Source organism: Dyadobacter sp. HNCC25DJ185 (assembly GCF_056895195.1).
Map to the genome: position 1 here is coordinate 1 of NZ_JBXHAR010000010.1, position 18,182 is coordinate 18,182.

Sequence of the window (18,182 nt, forward strand, 5' to 3'; positions counted from 1 at the left end):
TCCATGCCCGCTGCATAAAAATCGCCCGCTTTTTGTTCGATACTTCCGGCCGGGTTTTGACTTGCCGCAACGCTGTCCAGGATGCCTTTCAGCCTTTTGCGCTGCGGGTAATTGAGGAAGGAATACCCACCGGCTTGACTGCCGGGTATGCGGATGGTATCATACCAGATGCCGTTGGCATACCTGAAAAAACCATCTCCCGGTTTCCTGGAAGCATCTATCCCCGACAGGACTACACGCGTGGTGGTTTGAGCAGGAGCTTGCTGACCAGCCGCTGCCAGCAGCAGTGCCAGCGGAAAAAGCAATAATGGTATCATCATTTGATACATATGGGTGAAGTTAGGCCGAAGGGTTCCTTCAAATCAAAAATGGACTCATTAGAATGGATTTAACATGGTAACAGGTAAAAATTTGACAAGACAACAAAAGGCAGCACCCTGAAATCACAGATTGTATACCTTTTGTATACCGCGCAGATTAGGAGGCTGGCCGCAGCGGGCCTAATTTGCGTAGGTCTAATCCCAAATATATCATGCCCGGTGTTTTTAAATTGATCAAATGGCTTCTCAAAATGCTTTTCCGGATTGTCGGGGCTTTTTGCAGGTCAATCCTGGGCAATGAAAAGAAGGAAAGAGAAATCAGGTTCAATGGAAAGGTCATTGCGGATCATAATTTTCAGGTATTGAACGACAGCTTTGCAAAGAATGCAACAACTGCCTTTTATAAGGAGTATGCATTCAGCTATGCCGACGTGCCCACGTTTGAGGCCCTGGACGATCATTACGCCAGGGACAAAGACAAGGCTTATTTTTGTGATGAATACAGAGAAGGGCAAAACTACTACCTGACTAAAAAGCAAAGGGTCCTGACGATCCAGGACGTTGATGCCCCGAGCTTTGTGAGTTTGGGATATGGCTATGCAAAAGATAAAAAACATGCTTTTTTTCGGGGAACTGCATTTAAAGTTGGCCAGGTTTCGTCGCTCGTCAGTATTAATAAGTACTTCTGTAAAGACGATATGTTCGCCTATCTGAACCAGGTCCCTGTTGCGGGCAGCCACGGAAAAACGTTTGAGCTTTTAGAACAGCATTTTGCCAGGGATGCCGATAATATTTATTACTATGGTTATGCAGGAGAGGGACAGCACAACATCTCCGTTTTACCCTGCCGGCGATCATCGTTCGAAATACTCGATTACCGGTACTCAAAAGATGATCAGCATGTTTTTTTTCTCGGGTTTACACTGCAGGATGCGGACAGCAAATCGTTCGAAATCCTGGCCGAGGGTTACGCGAAAGATCAAAACGCAGTTTTCTTCCAGGAAAGGTTGGTGCATGGCGCCGATCCTGGCACCTTCCAAGTGTATGAGGAAAACGGGATGTTTGGGCACGATTTCAATTATGCCAGGGACAATGCTTCCGTTTTTATGGACGACGTGAAAATGAAAGACGCTGACGTATCAACATTCAAGGTTTTGGGTGAGAATTACGCCAGCGACAACAAACGCGTTTATTATAAAACCAAAGCAGTAAAAGATGCCGATCCAGCCACATTTAAAGTATATCCACACGACCTTGGAAATGCGGATTCCAAAGACTCAAGACATCAATTCCACCAAGGTGTGAAAGTAACTGATGTATAACTCTGCCCGGGAGGCTTTTTTTTAAACTTATTGGTTTAATTTGGGACTGTTTCGATACGGCTCCTTTGCAAACTCAATACCGGATCCTACCATGAATGGCGATCAACAGGCCCGACAATTTGGCCCCAATCTTAATCAGCGACTCGATGTCGACTTTGCCCTGCAGGCGGCCGGTTTGGGTGTCTGGGAATTGAACCCGGCTACAAATGAGATTTTTTGGGATCAGCGGTGCAGGCAGCTGTTTGGAATGTCTGCGGATAATCAGTTGACATACAGTGAGGTGATTGCTCATATTCATGAGGATGATATGGTACGGGTCCGTGAGATGGCACAGTGGGCATTCAACCCCGAATCAAAAGGCCTGTACGATCAGACTTTCCGGGTTATCGGGGTGGATGACGGGTTGCTGCGCTGGGTGCGATTTCATGGGCGGAGTTATTTCAATGCGTCGGGTAAAGTTGATCGTTTTGCCGGCGTCGCTCAAGACGTTTCGGAGCAGGTATTGGCCCAGCAGCAGCTCCTGGAAAATAGCCAGTCGCTGGCGGAGAGTGAAGCGCGCTACCGAAATATGATCAAACAGATGCCCGGTGCAATCCTGGTGGTGAGAGGGGATGATTTCGTTATCGACCAGATTAATCCGCCCATGCTGGAACTGATCGGTCAGGACTTTGATGCCATTGGCCAACCCATGCTGACTTTGATGCCTGAACTGGCCAATGAATTTGCCTGGGAGCGGGTACGGCAGGTTTATTATGAAGGGATCGAATACGATGGGAAGGAGATTTTGGTGACGCACAGCAGGGCTGGCGTCGTGGGCCAGCATTTTTACAACCTCGCTTACCGGCCATTGCGGGAAGGCGGGGTGATCACTGGTGTTATCCAGGCGGCCACCGATATGACCGAACAAGTATTGGCCCGGAAAAAACTGGAAGAGACGGAAACGAAATTGCGTGGCGTTATTGCCGCTGCGCCGGCAGCGATCGGACTGTTCATCGGGCGGGATCTGGTGATCGAAAGCGCCAACCAAACTTTCGTTGAAATCGTAGGGAAAGGGCCGGGCATCGAAGGTCTTCCGCTTCGGGAAGCAATGCCCGAACTTTTGACGGAAGGGCAACCTTTCCTGCATATTCTGGACGAAGTATTTACAACAGGCATCCCCTTTGTTTCACCCGCATCCCTTGTTAAGATTGTACAGAACGGCGTTATGCGTGACAATTATTACAATATTTCTTATACTCCGCTCCGGAACGCCGCAGGGGAAATTTATGGGATACTGGATATCGCAATCGACGTGACCGAACAGGTGATGATCCAGCGCGCCCTGGAAGAAAACGAATCGACCTTGAGAGGGGCCATTGAAATTGCAGATATGGGGATATGGGAGCTCAACATGAAGACGGGGATCACGACCTACTCTGAGCGCCTCCGACTGTTGTTTGAATTCTCCGAGGATTACATTGATTGGGAGCATTTGTTCAACCCCATTCATGAAAACGACCGGGCGCGGCTCGAAGCAGCAGTTGCGACGGCAGCCACACCTGGCTTGGAAGGCGTGTTAGACGAAGAATACACGGTCGTCACCCAAACGACGGGTCGCGTCATCGTATCGTAAGGGCTCAGGCAAAAATGTATTTCGACAAGGAAGGCAAGCCCGATAAACTGATCGGCAGCATGCGGGATATGACCGAGCAGCGGCGGACGCAATGGGCGCTGGAGCAGCTGGTACAGCAGCGTACCGAGGAGCTGGAGGCCGCTAATGAGGAATTAGCGGCAACCAATGAGGAACTCGCCGCAGGCAATGAGGAATACGCCGCCATCAACGAGCGGATGGAAGAGGCCAATAGCATGTTGCTTAATTCCAACAAGAGCCTGGAAACATTTGCCTACGTTGCGTCGCACGATCTCCAGGAGCCCCTGCGAAAGATCCAGCAGTTCGGCAACTTGCTGATGGCCCGCTATGGGGATGTAATGGGTGGTGGACAGCTTTACGTGGAACGCATGCAGTCGGCGGCAAGCCGTATGTCGGCCCTGATCGACGATCTCCTGAATTTTTCGCGCCTGTCCACGCATCAGGATATCATTGATACTGTGCCGCTGAGAGATGTTTTCAGCCAGGTCCTGAATACGCTGGAGCTGACCATCCAGGAAACGGATGCACAGATCAGAATTGACCTCCTTCCCAGTGTCATGGGAGATGCTTCGCAGCTTCGGCAGCTCTTCCAGAATCTGTTATCAAATGCCATTAAGTTCAGCAGGGTCGATCGGGCGGGGGAGCCCGCCATCCCGATCATTACGGTTAAAAGCGAAATGGTTTCAATGGCCGATCTTCCGGCAGGATTAAAACCGGTGCGGACCGCTGCCGCCTATCACTGCATCGAGGTAGCCGACAACGGTATTGGGTTTGAGGAAAAATACCTGAGCCGTATTTTTCAGCTATTCCAGCGGCTGCATGGCCGGGGTGAATTTGCGGGGACTGGTATCGGGTTGGCTATTTGTGAAAAGGTTGTACAGAATCATGGAGGCGCTATCACTGCTAATAGTGAGCCTGGGCTTGGTGCGACTTTTAAGGTGTATCTCCCCATTTAAGGTCTGGACAGGCCTGCCGTCCTTCCTATAAGGTCCGCCGAAAAGGCAGGGATCGGCGGCGTTACCATAAAGCGTATACGCTGAGTCGTTACGCGCTTGCGATTTGCTATTTTAAGCTAATCGAAGTTTTTCAGGTAGTGCTCGTTGGTATGTAGACTTATTGCTACCCGGTTCAATGTACGACAGGGTCTAACCATTGGCAAAGGAACGGTCAAATGATCGTTTCATCACGTTTTCGCCACCAGGACGTATAAATTTTCAAAAAAATTAGCGGAAACGCGTGCTTTTTACATTAATTGCCTAATAAAAGTTTATTTTTGAAAAAAAATTCAAAACCTATTCATTGTAACCTCTGGTAATGGCCAAATAAAATTGCTGTTTCACAAAAATCATCTTTTTGCCTATGCCCTAACCCTTTACATCCAATCCCCAAGACGAAAAAGAAGCCTCTAAGTTGGTACTTACGGGTTTCACCACTTTAATCATCCTTCTGGGTGAAAGGAGTTTCTATGCCAAATTTTTACCAACATTTAACTATCAGAAATAATGAAAAGAAAGCAGGAAGTAAAGTGTCCGCAATGGATGAAACTTACTTTTTACCAAATTGTTGCGCTTGCCGCCACGGCAACCGCATCGTTAGCTGCTCCTGCGAAGGCAGGGAGCATTTTAACCTCGACGGTTAAATCTAAGAACGTGGTAAGACCTGTTACGGGTAAAGTAACCGACAGCAAAGGCGAGGCAATACCGGGTTCAACCGTCATCGTAAAAGGTAGCGAAACAGGTACGATCACCGATGCCGAAGGCAAGTTTTCGATCGAGATCACCACTGATGCGGCCATTCTGACTATTTCTTCCATCGGCTACGATACTAAGGAGATCGCGGTCGGATCGCAAAGTGTCTTAAATATAGTCCTGGAAACGTCCTCCGCTGTCCTTGAAGAGGTAGTGGTAACTGCCCTTGGTATCCAAAGGGACAAGAAAGCCCTGACCTACGCAACGCAGCAGATCGACGGTACCGAACTGCGCCGCGCTGCCAATACCAATTTTGTGGATGCCCTTAACGGTAAGGCCGCGGGTATCGACATTAAAGTAAGCAGCTCGGGTGCGGGTGGTTCTACAAGAGCTGTCCTCCGGGGTAACAAATCTCTGCAGGGATCGAGCGAGGCATTGTACGTGATCGACGGTATTCCGATGGTGAACAACAAAGGCGGACAGCCAGGTTCTTATGGTGGAACGGATGGTGGTGACGGTCTTTCTTCCATCAACCCTGCCGATATCGAAAGCATCTCTATTCTGAGAGGCGCGAATGCCTCTATCCTTTACGGTAGCCAGGGTGCAAACGGTGTCATTCTGATCACGACCAAAAAAGGGAAAGAAGGCAAATTGTCTGTGGACTTCAATTCAAGTGCAGTCTTGGAAAAAGTATCCGGTCTGCCTAAATTCCAGTACCGTTACGGAACTGTGGGCGGCGATTACAGCTGGACCCCGGTAGGAACTGCAGAAGTTAAATCGGACAATTATCAGAAGGATTATATCAAGGATTTCTTCCAGACCGGCGCTACATTCACCAACTCGGTGGGCATCACGGGCGGTAACGGGAAGACCAATGTTTATTTCTCTTATGCGAATATTTCTTCCAAGGGTATCATGCCAACCAATACCTATAAGAAGAATAACTTTTCGTTCAGACAAAGCACCAAACTGCTGCGGGACAAGATTACCATCAGCTCGGGTGTGATCCTTTCTTCCGAAGTGTCTAAAAACCGTCCGGGTGCAGGTTACTACAACAACCCGCTGACAGGTCTGTACCTCTTCGCCAGGGACCGTGACTTCAATAGCTATAAAGAAAACTATGCGGTGTTCAATTCGGCCAGGAACATGGACAAAATGAACTGGTATTCTACAGAGGAAAAGCAGAATAACCCTTACTGGGAGCTTTATAAAGATCCGAAGCTACAGTCGTACAACAGGATCATTGCCAATGTCAAACTTTCTTATGACATCATCGAAAATCTGCGGTTCGAAGTAAGGGGTAACATTGACTATAATAACGTGCTCGACGACAAACGATATGCGGCAGGTGGTAACTCAGTAAGCGTGAGCCCGAACGGTACATGGGCTTATACGAAATACACGGACCAGTCTATCTATACGGATGGTATCCTTACCTACAACAAGAGCATTGGCGATTTCAGTCTGAATGCATTGGCCGGTTTGAGCTATCAGAAAAATACCTATAACGACGGTATGAACGTGAACAATGGTACTGTCTCATTGCAATACCCCAATGTTTTCACATTCGCGAACATGCCGTATAACGTCATTTTTAACAAAACGATCAGCAAAACCATCAAGCAGGGCGCATTTGCCAACTTGTCGCTTGGTTTCAGGGATTACCTCTTCCTGGACCTGGCCGGACGTAACGACTGGGCTTCAACCCTGGCCCTTACCGGTAACCAATCTTACTTCTACCCATCTATCGGTGGATCTGCGGTGATCAGCCAGATGCTGAGCCTGCCACACGCGATTTCATTGTTAAAAGTACGGGCCTCGTTCTCGCAAACTGCCAACGAAGTACCTTATAACGTGGTTAACCCATGGAACACCATCGGCGGTGCGGGCGGTCCATCCGGAGTAGGTGGTATCAACAGGAATACGCAGGTACCATTTACCAACCTGAAACCTGAGAAAATCGTAGCGAACGAATACGGCTTGGAAGCCAAGTTCTTCAAAAACAAGCTGGGACTTGACTTTACCTATTACAATGGTGTGAGCACCAACCAGTTCCTTTCACTGACGGCGCCTTCGGGATCGGGTTATACGACTTACTATGTGAATGCAGGAAAGATCACCAACCAGGGGTTTGAGCTGAGCCTTACTGCGGAGCCTCTCCGGACAGATCACTTCAGCTGGAACACTTCGGTCAACGCATCAAAAAACACCAACAAAATTGTTGAGCTGATCGCATCCAACCCTAACTATCAGGTAGGTGGCGATAACGAAGGTTTTGCTTCTATCATCAAAGCGGGCGGTTCTTTTAATGATGTGTATGTTTACCATTTCGCACGCAACGATGCAGGCGCGATCATCCTGGATAAAAACGGGGTACCTACCAAGGCGGCTACACAAACCATCGTAGGTAATGTGAACCCTAAGTTGTTGCTGGGCTGGACAAACAACCTGAACTACCGTAACTTCTTCGCGAGTGTGCTCGTTAACGGTAAATTCGGCGGTGTGGCATTCTCTAAAACAGAGGCATTTTTGGATTCTTATGGTGTGAGCGAAAGATCTGCGGCAGCAAGAGATGCGGGAAGTGTGCCCATCAATGCGGTGACGCCTGAAGGAACAGCGGTTACTAGTATCGCTCCGTACACTTACTACTCGGCGATCGGTGACAGGAACAAGATTATGGAACCTTATGTGTTTTCAAGAACAAACGTGCGTTTGGGCCAGCTGGTGATCGGCTACACGTTCAAAACCAAAAGTACAAAACCTGTATTCAGAGATGCTTCATTGTCTTTCGTAGGCAGGAACCTGTTCTTCTTCTACAAAAAAGCTCCTTTCGATCCTGAGCAGGCGATGAGCACCAACAATACGTTGCAATCTACGGACGTATTCGGTTTACCATCCACAAGATCTTACGGGTTGAACCTGAAGTTTAGTTTCTAAAAACTTTAAAACCACTGACATGAAACAGATATTTATAGCATTGTTATCCCTGGTTGTGCTGGCGGCTTGTACCGATAATTTCGTCGAAACCAACCAGAACCCCAATCAAATTTCGGATGAGCTGCTTAAGCAGGATTTCAACCTCGTAGGCTCTCCTTTCTCAAATATGATCTTCAACCTCAACGGCCACCAGGTAGAGGAAGATCTTTGCGCCGACAACTGGATGGGCTACATGGGTACGCCTACGGATTTTGTGGGTAACGTGAACAACACGACTTACTACATTCGCTGGAACTCATTCTGGGGCCGCGAATATGGAAGCGTCATGTCGCCCGCAAAACAGGTGATCCAGCTGGCAAAAGACAACGAATTGCCTTTGTTCGCAACCTGGGCGAAACTGATCCGTATTTTGGCCATGTCCAAATTAACGGCCGTTCATGGTCCGATCATTTATTCTCAATACGGTACTACTGCTAATTCCATCCTGTACGACAAAGAGTCGGAACTGTACCCACTTTTCTTTAAGCAGCTTGACTCGATCCAGACAGACCTGAATGCCAACAAGGAGTATGTCGGTTTCAAGAAGTTTGACCCTACCAAATACGGCGGAAGTATTCCGGCATGGCAGAAAGTGGTGAACTCCCTGCGGTTAAGACTGGCGATGCGTTTATCGAAAGTGGATCCTGCCCAGGCTAAGACGCAAGGCGAAAAGGCTTTGGCTGATCCCGCAGGTTTGATCGTTACCAACGCTGATAACTTTATCAACAACCTGAATGGTAACAAGATACCCGTGGCGCAGATCTGCTACGAGTGGGATGATACCCGCATGGGTGCTTTGATGGAATCGTTTTTGATTGGTTTGAAAGACGGACGTATCTCCAAATATTTTGCGCCAATTACCAATGCTGCGCTTTATGCCGACCACCCTACCATGCCTTATAAAGGAGTGCGTAATGGTGCTTACATCAAAGCAAAAGCAGACCACGTGCCTTTCTCCAAAGTGAGCGAGGACTTCCAGACTGTGCAGACGAGAAGGAACATTACCGCAGCAGAAGTGCTCTTCCTGAAAGCAGAAGCAGGACTCAGAGGCTGGGCTGGTGCAGGTGACCCTAAAACTAACTACGAAGAAGGTATCAAGGCATCATTTGCTGACTGGGGTGCAGGTGGTGTAGACGCCTACCTTGCCGACGCCACCAGCAAGCCGATCAATTACGTGGACCCGATCGATGCGCGCAATAATTTTACCGCGTTATCGACAGTTACCGTAGCCTGGAACAATGCAGACTCGGACGAGCTGAAACTGGAAAAGATCATTACGCAGAAATACCTGAACACTTTTACCAACACATTGGAAGCGTGGGTAGATTACCGTCGTACCGGCTATCCTAAAATTCCAAGTGCTGCTAAAAACGACAGCAATGGTGACTGGGGTGTGATTCCTCCTGGTGAATCGATCAAAAGGATGCCCTTCGTAAATGCGGAAAGAACTGGTAACACAGCTGCTGTTACCGATGCGGTTTCCAAAATGGGAACAGGAGCAAAAGATGATATCGCTACCCGTCTGTGGTGGGATACTGGCAAAGTTGCCAACTTCTAATTTCCGGTAACGAGATGTGATTGAAAACCGGGATGGCGTACAGCTGTCCCGGTTTTCTTTTAAAGACAGAAATGATTGCATAAAGTTATTTGAAAGCAGGGACGATGCCCGGTCGTGCCGTTTTATTTCGGATCGGCCAATCAAGTGGTACGAAGACGGATTTTAATCCCTTTTTGTTTTATATTTGTTTAAAATCCCCTGATACAGACGTTGCGAAGAATACTGTCCATATTGTTATTGGGCCTGTTGTTTTACAACACGGTTGGATATGCAATCACCTATTTTTTGGAGTGCCGGGTTTCTGCATCCTTACCATATGGTGATATGATCGACCGTAGCCTGGATTCGCCCAATATCATCATCAAAGTTCCCCTTGCAACACCCGATCAGAAAAATTGGTCTGCCTCGGAACCGATAGATAGCCACCTGGACGGAAAGGGGCAATTTTACCAGATAAAAGCAAGGCAGATAGTCGGCGATACGCTCTACGTGTATTGCCAGTTCGACCAGAATGCCAGGGAGCACTTCGCCGATCTTGTCGCCAAAATCAACCTCGCCGCCAACGCAGATGCGTCGGACGTGCCTAATGACAGCCATTCCCAAATTCTAAAGAATTTTCTGAAGGAATATCTGGATAACAATCGCAGGTCCATCTTCTTAATGCTGGAGTGGGTCCCCGATCATGCTATTGTTGTCGCTCAGAGTGATCCATTCCTGTTAGGTCAAAACCCATCCGTGGCGTTACCACCACCCGACATCGCCTAGTCCCTTCTTTTTGTACGTTCCAGCAATAGGCCCGGCAGCAGAGCTGTACGGAATTCGTTGTTGAACACCCTTATTATTTACTGCATGCCTGCGGATTGTCCATGAGGCTATCCGGGTACATGCGCATATACCCAATCATTTCGAACCACGGAGTATGAAGATATTATATCCCCTTGTGGCGTCTCTCACGATTTTTACCCTAGAAATCTCAGACGTAGCCGCCCAGGACGCGAAAGCGCAAAAAGAGAAAGTTGAAAAAGTATTCGATTTAAACGAAGTGACCGTGGAGGAACGTAAAAACGTCATCCACACGGAGCGTCTCCCGGATGTCCACAACACCTATATTACCGCAGGCAAGAGGAGCGAAGTAATCCAGCTGGACGGCGTTAACGGAAATATTGCCGAAAAAACGGGCAGACAGATCTTCGCGAAGGTCCCGGGTGTATTTGTGTACGATATGGACGGCAGCGGTAACCAGATCAACATTTCAACCCGAGGCCTGGACCCGCACCGTTCATGGGAATACAACATCCGTCAAAATGGCGTGATCACCAATTCGGATATGTACGGCTACCCTGCCAGTCATTACAGCCCCGCGATGGAATCCATCCAGCGCGTGGAGCTGGTACGCGGAACATCTTCCCTGCAATATGGGGCACAGTTCGGCGGGATGATCAATTACGTGACGAAAGGGCCGGATACGACCAGGGCATTTTCGTTTGAAACCATCAATTCAGCCGGTTCATTCGGACTTTTCAGTTCCTATAATGCCATAGGCGGAAAAGTGGGCAAGCTTACTTACTCTGCTTATTATCAGAAGAGACATTCGGATGGGTACCGCAAAAACGCCAAATCGGATGCGCAATCGCAATATGTGAGCCTGTCCTATGAAGCCGGCAAGTCGTTACGGATCAAAGCGGAATTAGGACGCTCGTCTTATGTGTACCAAATCCCGGGTCCGCTGACCGACGCCATGTTCGAAGCAGATCCACGTCAGTCCACCCGGTCGAGGAATTACTTTAACCCGGATATTTATGTCCCTTCTATCGTGATCGATTGGAAAATCAGCCCGTCGACCCAATTGAAATTTACGAATTCAGGTGTCTATGGTGCCAGGAACAGTGTGATGCTGGACGCATTTGCCAATGTGCCCGATACGATCAGCGCCCTCACCAAATCATATAAGGCCAGGCAGGTCGACATTGATAATTTCAAAAGCTATACCTCTGAGCTGCGTTTCATCCACCAATACAATTTCGCGGGGTTCAGGAACATCGTTTCCGGGGGCGTGCAATACATGCACAACAATTTGCGCAGGAGACAATTGGGCAAGGGCACCACAGGAAGCGATTTCGACCTGACCCTGACAGATCCGGCTTTCGGACGGGACATGTATTTGAAAACTAACAACATCGCTGTTTTCGTAGAGAATATGATCTTCCTGACACAAAAACTGACCATATCTCCGGGCTTCAGGGTTGAAAGCGGCGGGACCAGCATGACTGGAAAGATCAGCTATTACGACCCGGCGAACCTGCCCAACAGGATCAGGCACAAATTCCCCTTGTTCGGTATCAGCTCGCAATATCGTATTGATGGCAATAGCCGCATTTACGCAGGGTTCTCGCAGGCTTATCGTCCGGTCGTTTTCAAGGATATCATTCCGGGTTCGGTACTGGAGCGTGTTGACAAGAACCTGAAAGATGCTTACGGCTATAACCTGGAAGCGGGTATCAGCGGTAACCTGCAGCATGTCCTGAAATACGATATCGGTTTTTTTCAGGTGCTGATTAACCATAGAATGGGAACCATTGCGATGACGGACGCCAACGCCAATGCCTACCTGTTTCGCACAACTACCGGCGACAGTAGAACGCGCGGCGTAGAAGCCTACCTGGAATATGTCGCTTATCGCACCTACAGTACTTCTATGCCGACCGAATTGTCATTCTTTACCTCCTCGTCGTATTTCGATGCGAAATACATCCGCGGGACCGCGGTGTCCAATGGCGAAAATACCAGCATCGCAGGCAACCGGGTGGAAGGCGTGCCCACCTGGATTTCCAGAAACGGGATCCAATTTCTGCTGAAAAAGCTTTCGGCAACATTGCAATACAGCTACGTAAGCTCCAATTATGCCAATCCGCTGAATACCGAAGCACCATCCGCCAATGGTACAATAGGTAAAGTGCCTGGTTACGGTTTACTGGACTTGAACGCGACGTTGCACATCTCAAAAAATTATACGCTCAGGGCAGGGGTTAATAACATAACCAACAAGCAATACTTTACAAAACGGCCGACCATGTATCCGGGGGCGGGGGTATGGAGTTCTGACGGAAGAAGTTTCCAGGTTTCTTTCGGGATTAAGATTTGACACAATGGATTGGACGGGAACATTATTTTAAAATATTCCCGTCCTTTTTTTACCCAGTGAAAATTTCGGCAGCACGAGAGTAAACTCCGGCTGAAAGTGATTTTAACTTATTGTTTCGGCCAATGAATAGAAGAAAATTTCTTGCCCTATCCGCTGGAGTCCCTTTTGCGAGCGGCCTGCCCATAATGAGAGCGGGGTTTCACACCCCTATCCCGGTCATCGACACGCACATACACCTGTTCGACACCAATCGCCCGCAAGGCGTACCCTGGCCCGATAAGTCTGACCCAATCCTTTATAAACCGGCGCTTCCGGATCGTTACCGAAGTGTGGCGGGCCAGTTTGGAATTGCAGGTGCCATTGTTGTGGAGGCCAGCCCCTGGCTCGAAGACAACCAATGGGTTTTGGATGTCGCTGCAAAAGATAAAATCATTGTCGGGATAATCGGTAACCTGGAACCGGGAAAACCCGATTTCGGTAAACAGCTCGGGCGCTTTCAGGCAAATCCGCTCTTTCTTGGGATCCGTTACGGAAACCTTTGGGGCCATGCTATTTCCAGCCAGCTGGCGAATCCCCAGTTTATCTCTAACCTCAAATCCCTTGCCCGGGCGGGAATGGTGTTGGATACCGCAAACCCCGATCCCGAACTCCTGGCTGCCGTGGTGAAACTGACCGACCTGGTGCCCGATTTGAAGGTTGTGATAGATCATTTGCCCCAAATGGCTATTCCCGAAGACAAAGCGGTACACCAGGTTTATGAAGCTAATCTGAAGGAAATCGGACAAAGGCCAAAAGTATATGTAAAAATTTCGGAGGTTTTGCGCCGGGTGAACGGACGCGTGCCGACTGAATTGAGTTTCTATCGTGCGCGCCTCGACGAGCTCTATGGGATTTTCGGAGAGGACCGGTTGCTGTATGGCAGTGACTGGCCAAACAGTGATCAGTGGCTTCCTTTCGAAAACGGACTGGAGCTGGTCCGCGGATACTTCGCCGGAAAGGGCCAGCTTGTCGCTGAAAAGTATTTTTGGAAGAATTCTGTTGCGGCTTACTCCTGGAAAAAACGTGACCATGGACAACCCGGGTGAGGGGAGGGGTGGTGTGTATGGGGCAATGCAGGCCGGTAAGGGCAAATTATTTGAAATGTTGTCCGATATTGCTTACTTGCGCCCATACAGGAAATGGTGTCTTCCTGCTGAAACCGCCTTAACACGGCTGATGGCGCCTATTAGGATCAAACAATCTTTGTTCATCTGATAGGTATATTTATAGAATGTCAGCATTTCGCTTCCGTCTTTCACGCCCTTTTGCCGGCTTTTTCTGGAAAAAGCCCATTGTCTTTTTCCTGGTCAAGTGGCTTGTCATTTCGTCGATAATCGGCTTGCTGGTCGGATCGGCATCCGCTCTTTTTCTGGTTTCCCTGGATTGGGCCACCAACTGGCGCGAAAGTCATGTCTGGATTATCTCGCTTTTACCCGTTGCCGGCTTTCTGACCGGCTGCCTGTATCATTACCTGGGGCGGGATGTCGAAACCGGTACCAATCTTCTTTTGGATAACATACACCGTCCGGCAAAGGTTATCCCCCTAAAAATGGCCCCGCTGGTGCTGGTCAGCACGGTGATCACCCACCTTTTCGGTGGTTCTGCCGGCCGCGAAGGTACTGCACTTCAGATGGGCGGTTCTATCTCAGATCAGTTTACCCGCTTACTCGTATTGCGCCCCAGAGACCGCAGGCTTATACTGATTGCGGGAATTTCTGCGGGATTCGGTTCTGTCTTTGGTACGCCCCTGGCTGGCGCGATTTTCGGCCTCGAAATTTATTTAATGGGAAGGCTGCGATACGAAGCTTTGCTGCCCGCCTTTGCCGCCTCCATTTTTGCCGACATAACTACAAGGGCCTGGCAGGTAGGACATACCCAGTACCACATCCCTTTTGTTCCGGAGCTTTCAGCGCCCCATATACTTTATGTCGTCGCTGCAGGAGGCATTTTTGGTATTTGTTCGGTCACATTCAGCAGGCTGACCCACCAGATCGGAGGTTTCCTGAAAGCCAGCATTTCGTTTCCGCCATGGAGGCCAGTTGTGGGCGGCGGCGTGGTAGCGCTAGCTGTTTTTTTAATGGGTACCACCAAGTACATTGGACTGGGTATTCCCACGATCGTTGCATCTTTCGATACAGCGCTTCCAGCTTACGATTTTGCGCTGAAGATTCTTTTTACGGCGGTTACGCTTGGAGCAGGTTTCAAAGGAGGCGAAGTAACTCCGCTGTTTTTCATTGGGGCAACGCTTGGCAATGCGCTTTCCTATTTTATTCCGCTCCCAACCGGGCTACTGGCCGGGATGGGCTTCGTGGCGGTTTTTGCAGGGGCCGCGAATACGCCACTGGCTTGTACTCTGATGGCCATGGAGTTGTTTGGCTCTTCCTGCGGGGTGTATGCAGGTATTGCTTGTGTGACAGCTTATCTTTTTTCGGGCCATCAGGGGATTTATTCCTCCCAGGTGGTCGGGCAATCCAAACACATGGTTTATCGCCGACACGAAGGCAAAACCCTGGCAAGTCTCCGATCAGACCCCGAAAAGCTGGCTGATAGAAAGAGAGATTGATCTTTTCAGTTAGAAAATAAATCCGGGAAGCTGTTTGAGGGAATTTCTGTCGATCAGGTCAAGCAGAAAAAGCGGTTAAGAAAAAATATTTGGTTTTCCCGGATCCTTTTCTTACTATTGCAGTGTACTATTTACCTAGAACACTAAATCTCTCTAGCAATGATTCACCTCGACCAGGTATCCTTTGGATATAGCAAGCACAAAAAGCTTTTCGAGAACCTGACCCTCAACCTGGAACCAGGCCATATTTATGGGTTGCTCGGGAAAAACGGTGCCGGAAAATCGAGCCTGCTCAGAAACATGGTCGGCCTGCTTTTTCCGTTGGACGGGAAGATCAGGGTGGCAGGATATGAGCCTGGAAAACGTCAGCCGGCCTTTTTACAGGATGTATTTTTCATCCCGGAGGAAATTTACCTGCCTGCCATCACCGTCGATAAGTATGTCCATATGCTTGCCCCTTTTTATCCGAAATTTGATGAGATACAATTCAGAAAGGACATCGCGGAACTGGACATTCCCGAAAAGAACACGTTGACCGGGATGTCCTTCGGTCAGAAAAAGAAATTCCTGGTCGCTTTCGCACTGGCCGCCAATACCCGGGTCCTCATCATGGACGAGCCGACAAATGGATTGGACATTCCATCCAAAAGTCAGTTCAGAAAACTGGTTTCCGCAGCATTGGACAAAGACCGACTCATACTGATCTCAACACACCAGGTCCGCGATCTGGACAACCTTATTGATTCGATCATTATCCTGGAAGACAGTAAGGTGCTTCTCCAGCACACCCTCGACACGGTTACGGAGCGTTTGTGCTTCGGAACGCTATCGACCGTAGACTACGATGAGCGTGTGATTTATTCCGAGCCTTCATTGCGGGGGTACAAGGCAGTTTTCGAGAATTCCGAACGGGAAGAAAGCCGGGTTGACCTCGAACAACTGTTCAACGCCGTGATGGAAAACCCGGCCCGCATCCAGAAAATATTCAGCTATTAGCCATGCAAATTGATTCCTATTTATGAACCAGACATTTGATTTCCATAGGTTTACCTTAATGCTGCGTTTAGACCTGGCCGAAAAAGGAAGAAATTACCTTTTTACCGCAGCGCTTCTCGTTTTTTTGTTGTTGCTTCTGATGTTGCCACTCGCGTTTTCAAAGGAATTCAGCGGTCTGAAAGAAATGCTTCAGTACCTGGCGCTCTTTATGATCGTCCTTTTCGGGAGCAGTCTTTATACGAGCAGCGTCTTCACGCCTTATGGCGCTACTTCTACGGGTATTGCGGCGCTGATGGTGCCCGCTTCCACCTTTGAAAAATTCCTGACTTCGCTCTTGACCAACCTGGTCTTCATTGTACCGTTTATCATTCTTTACTGGCAATTGCATTACGGAACGATCGACGCAGCCAACGCAAAAATTCCCGTGGACGGCAATAAATACAATTACCTGCCTGATTTTGTGATGCAGTATACCTGCTACTATTATTTTATGATACAGGCTTTTGTGTTTCTTGGTTCGATTTATTTTGGAAAGGCTTCCTATGTCAAAACTGCCGCCTTTTTTATAGGTACTTTTCTGGCATTGGGCATTCTTCAGCTGGCGCTTGCCTATTATTTCACTTCCTTTCCTTCCAAAGTGGTGACATTCCCGATCACCGGCTGGCAGATATGGCATTATGCGGGCGAGGGTACCCTCGCCGGTATCAGGGACACCCGGTACTATAATGTGACTTTTCCTGAAATCATCGGCCGGATGATCCGATGTTTTCCCATATTGATTGTGCTGACATTGTGGTTTGCTGCTTATCTGCGACTGCGGGAAAAGGAAATTTAACCGGTAACCAAATGGAATTTAAAGACAAGCAAGCGATCTACCTTCAGATTGCCGACTATATCTGCGAACAGATCCTGCTCGGTAAATTGCCCCCTGGTGAAAGGGTCCCGTCGGTGAGGGACCTTGCATCCAGCCTGGAGGTAAATCCGAATACGGTGATGCGCACCTACGACTTCCTGCAGAGTAAGGACATTATCTCCAACAAGAGAGGTATTGGCTATTCAGCGATGGAAGATGCGACTGCAAAGATTCTGAATTATAAAAAAGAGCGTTTCCTGGAAACCGAGCTGCCAGAGTTTTTCAGGACGTTATACCTGCTCAACATTGATTTAGAAGAACTGGAAACCCGGTATAACAAATTTATCACAGAAAACTTCCCCATCACCCATTAACGGCACCGCCCATGAAAGCAAGTAACAGGATACTCACCGCGCTATTTTCGCTTATTCTTTTGGTTGTACTGAGTTCCAGCCTCATACTTAAAAAGGAATATGACAAGATCGACAAAAACGACCCGCTGTACGGATACAAAAAACACAGCCTGCCGGCATTTAAGTATCTACATCTGCATGGCAAGGCATTTGGTTTAACAGAAATACATCCAGGCGTGAAATCGGAGATCCGGATGATCGCCGATCCGAAATACCTGGAATGGAAGGTAACAGGGGATACGCTGAACGTCACTTACAAAAGAGACTGGCATGAGCGCGACCTGCCCTACGACTATGCTTTGAATTCAATACCGTCCTTCTACATTTCTTCCGCTGAGCTAAAAGGAGTTGTTTCCCAAAAGGTAACCTGCAAGATCAGGGGCTGGAAAAGTAAAGATTTGACTGTCGCGCAGGAAGGCGGCGCTATACAGTTTTCAGACAATGAACTGGGGAACTTGCAGGCATTGGTCAGTTCAGGCGGCGTAACAAAAATAGACCGGATGAATACAATCCATTCAACCGCGCTGAATATGCAGGACAGCAGCTCGCTTCAGATTGATAAGAACATTTTCAAATCATTTGACTTAAAAATAGATAGTTCGGCAAAAATCAGTCTGCCCGGGGAAATGTTCCATAAGGTTTCCCATTTTTAAGCCGGGACTGGTGCCCGTGCCGAGTTTAT

At 48.6% G+C, this 18,182-nt stretch carries 13 protein-coding genes, 1 pseudogene and 1 riboswitch; of the genes and pseudogenes, 13 read left to right on the forward strand and 1 reads right to left on the reverse strand.

Features of this window, described 5'->3' with window-relative positions; translation table 11 throughout:
• A pseudogene (locus AC1XUF_RS25445) lies at positions 1-320 on the reverse strand (M13 family peptidase); the annotation flags it as partial.
• A 212-nt stretch (positions 321-532) separates the two neighbouring features.
• Between AC1XUF_RS25445 and AC1XUF_RS25450 the strand changes: the two are divergent.
• From AC1XUF_RS25450 to AC1XUF_RS25510, 13 genes are all read left to right on the forward strand, one after another.
• Positions 533-1,642, forward strand: a complete 1,110-nt coding sequence (locus AC1XUF_RS25450; RefSeq protein ID WP_483344677.1) for a DKNYY domain-containing protein — start codon at positions 533-535, stop codon at positions 1,640-1,642.
• A 91-nt stretch (positions 1,643-1,733) separates the two neighbouring features.
• Complete coding sequence (locus AC1XUF_RS25455; RefSeq protein ID WP_483344678.1) at positions 1,734-3,254, forward strand: PAS domain-containing protein; 1,521 nt, start codon at positions 1,734-1,736, stop codon at positions 3,252-3,254.
• Positions 3,255-3,268: 14 nt separating this feature from the next.
• A complete protein-coding gene (locus tag AC1XUF_RS25460; RefSeq protein ID WP_483344679.1) occupies positions 3,269-4,228 on the forward strand; it encodes a sensor histidine kinase in 960 nt (319 codons plus the stop codon).
• A gap of 546 nt (positions 4,229-4,774) precedes the next feature.
• A complete protein-coding gene (locus AC1XUF_RS25465; protein ID WP_483344680.1) occupies positions 4,775-7,897 on the forward strand; it encodes a SusC/RagA family TonB-linked outer membrane protein in 3,123 nt (1,040 codons plus the stop codon).
• 19 nt (positions 7,898-7,916) lie between these two features.
• Positions 7,917-9,494 carry a SusD/RagB family nutrient-binding outer membrane lipoprotein gene (locus AC1XUF_RS25470; RefSeq protein ID WP_483344681.1) on the forward strand — a complete coding sequence of 526 codons (1,578 nt, stop codon included), beginning with the start codon at positions 7,917-7,919 and terminating at the stop codon, positions 9,492-9,494.
• Between the two features lie 210 nt (positions 9,495-9,704).
• Positions 9,705-10,259, forward strand: a complete 555-nt coding sequence (locus tag AC1XUF_RS25475) for a hypothetical protein (protein ID WP_483344682.1) — start codon at positions 9,705-9,707, stop codon at positions 10,257-10,259.
• A 154-nt stretch (positions 10,260-10,413) separates the two neighbouring features.
• Positions 10,414-12,636 (forward strand): TonB-dependent receptor family protein, encoded by a 2,223-nt coding sequence (locus AC1XUF_RS25480; protein WP_483344683.1) that lies wholly within the window; start codon positions 10,414-10,416, stop codon positions 12,634-12,636.
• A 122-nt stretch (positions 12,637-12,758) separates the two neighbouring features.
• Positions 12,759-13,721 carry an amidohydrolase family protein gene (locus AC1XUF_RS25485; RefSeq protein ID WP_483344684.1) on the forward strand — a complete coding sequence of 321 codons (963 nt, stop codon included), beginning with the start codon at positions 12,759-12,761 and terminating at the stop codon, positions 13,719-13,721.
• A gap of 80 nt (positions 13,722-13,801) precedes the next feature.
• A riboswitch (Fluoride riboswitch) is annotated at positions 13,802-13,868 on the forward strand.
• A gap of 38 nt (positions 13,869-13,906) precedes the next feature.
• Complete coding sequence (locus tag AC1XUF_RS25490; RefSeq protein WP_483344685.1) at positions 13,907-15,238, forward strand: voltage-gated chloride channel family protein; 1,332 nt, start codon at positions 13,907-13,909, stop codon at positions 15,236-15,238.
• 159 nt (positions 15,239-15,397) lie between these two features.
• Positions 15,398-16,234 carry an ABC transporter ATP-binding protein gene (locus tag AC1XUF_RS25495; RefSeq protein ID WP_483344686.1) on the forward strand — a complete coding sequence of 279 codons (837 nt, stop codon included), beginning with the start codon at positions 15,398-15,400 and terminating at the stop codon, positions 16,232-16,234.
• A 22-nt stretch (positions 16,235-16,256) separates the two neighbouring features.
• A complete protein-coding gene (locus AC1XUF_RS25500; protein WP_483344687.1) occupies positions 16,257-17,069 on the forward strand; it encodes a hypothetical protein in 813 nt (270 codons plus the stop codon).
• An 11-nt stretch (positions 17,070-17,080) separates the two neighbouring features.
• Complete coding sequence (locus AC1XUF_RS25505; protein WP_483344688.1) at positions 17,081-17,461, forward strand: GntR family transcriptional regulator; 381 nt, start codon at positions 17,081-17,083, stop codon at positions 17,459-17,461.
• 11 nt (positions 17,462-17,472) lie between these two features.
• On the forward strand, positions 17,473-18,153 hold the full coding sequence (locus AC1XUF_RS25510; RefSeq protein ID WP_483344689.1) for a hypothetical protein: 681 nt from the start codon (positions 17,473-17,475) through the stop codon (positions 18,151-18,153).
• Positions 18,154-18,182 lie beyond the last annotated feature (29 nt).

Bases quoted from the DNA above. Each gene is read 5' to 3' on its own strand.
- AC1XUF_RS25450 (WP_483344677.1), top strand. From the start codon at position 533: ATGCCCGGTGTTTTTAAATTGATCAAATGGCTTCTCAAAATGCTTTTC.
- AC1XUF_RS25455 (WP_483344678.1), top strand. From the start codon at position 1,734: ATGAATGGCGATCAACAGGCCCGACAATTTGGCCCCAATCTTAATCAG.
- AC1XUF_RS25460 (WP_483344679.1), top strand. From the start codon at position 3,269: ATGTATTTCGACAAGGAAGGCAAGCCCGATAAACTGATCGGCAGCATG.
- AC1XUF_RS25465 (WP_483344680.1), top strand. From the start codon at position 4,775: ATGAAAAGAAAGCAGGAAGTAAAGTGTCCGCAATGGATGAAACTTACT.
- AC1XUF_RS25470 (WP_483344681.1), top strand. From the start codon at position 7,917: ATGAAACAGATATTTATAGCATTGTTATCCCTGGTTGTGCTGGCGGCT.
- AC1XUF_RS25480 (WP_483344683.1), top strand. From the start codon at position 10,414: ATGAAGATATTATATCCCCTTGTGGCGTCTCTCACGATTTTTACCCTA.
- AC1XUF_RS25485 (WP_483344684.1), top strand. From the start codon at position 12,759: ATGAATAGAAGAAAATTTCTTGCCCTATCCGCTGGAGTCCCTTTTGCG.
- AC1XUF_RS25490 (WP_483344685.1), top strand. From the start codon at position 13,907: ATGTCAGCATTTCGCTTCCGTCTTTCACGCCCTTTTGCCGGCTTTTTC.
- AC1XUF_RS25495 (WP_483344686.1), top strand. From the start codon at position 15,398: ATGATTCACCTCGACCAGGTATCCTTTGGATATAGCAAGCACAAAAAG.
- AC1XUF_RS25500 (WP_483344687.1), top strand. From the start codon at position 16,257: ATGAACCAGACATTTGATTTCCATAGGTTTACCTTAATGCTGCGTTTA.
- AC1XUF_RS25505 (WP_483344688.1), top strand. From the start codon at position 17,081: ATGGAATTTAAAGACAAGCAAGCGATCTACCTTCAGATTGCCGACTAT.
- AC1XUF_RS25510 (WP_483344689.1), top strand. From the start codon at position 17,473: ATGAAAGCAAGTAACAGGATACTCACCGCGCTATTTTCGCTTATTCTT.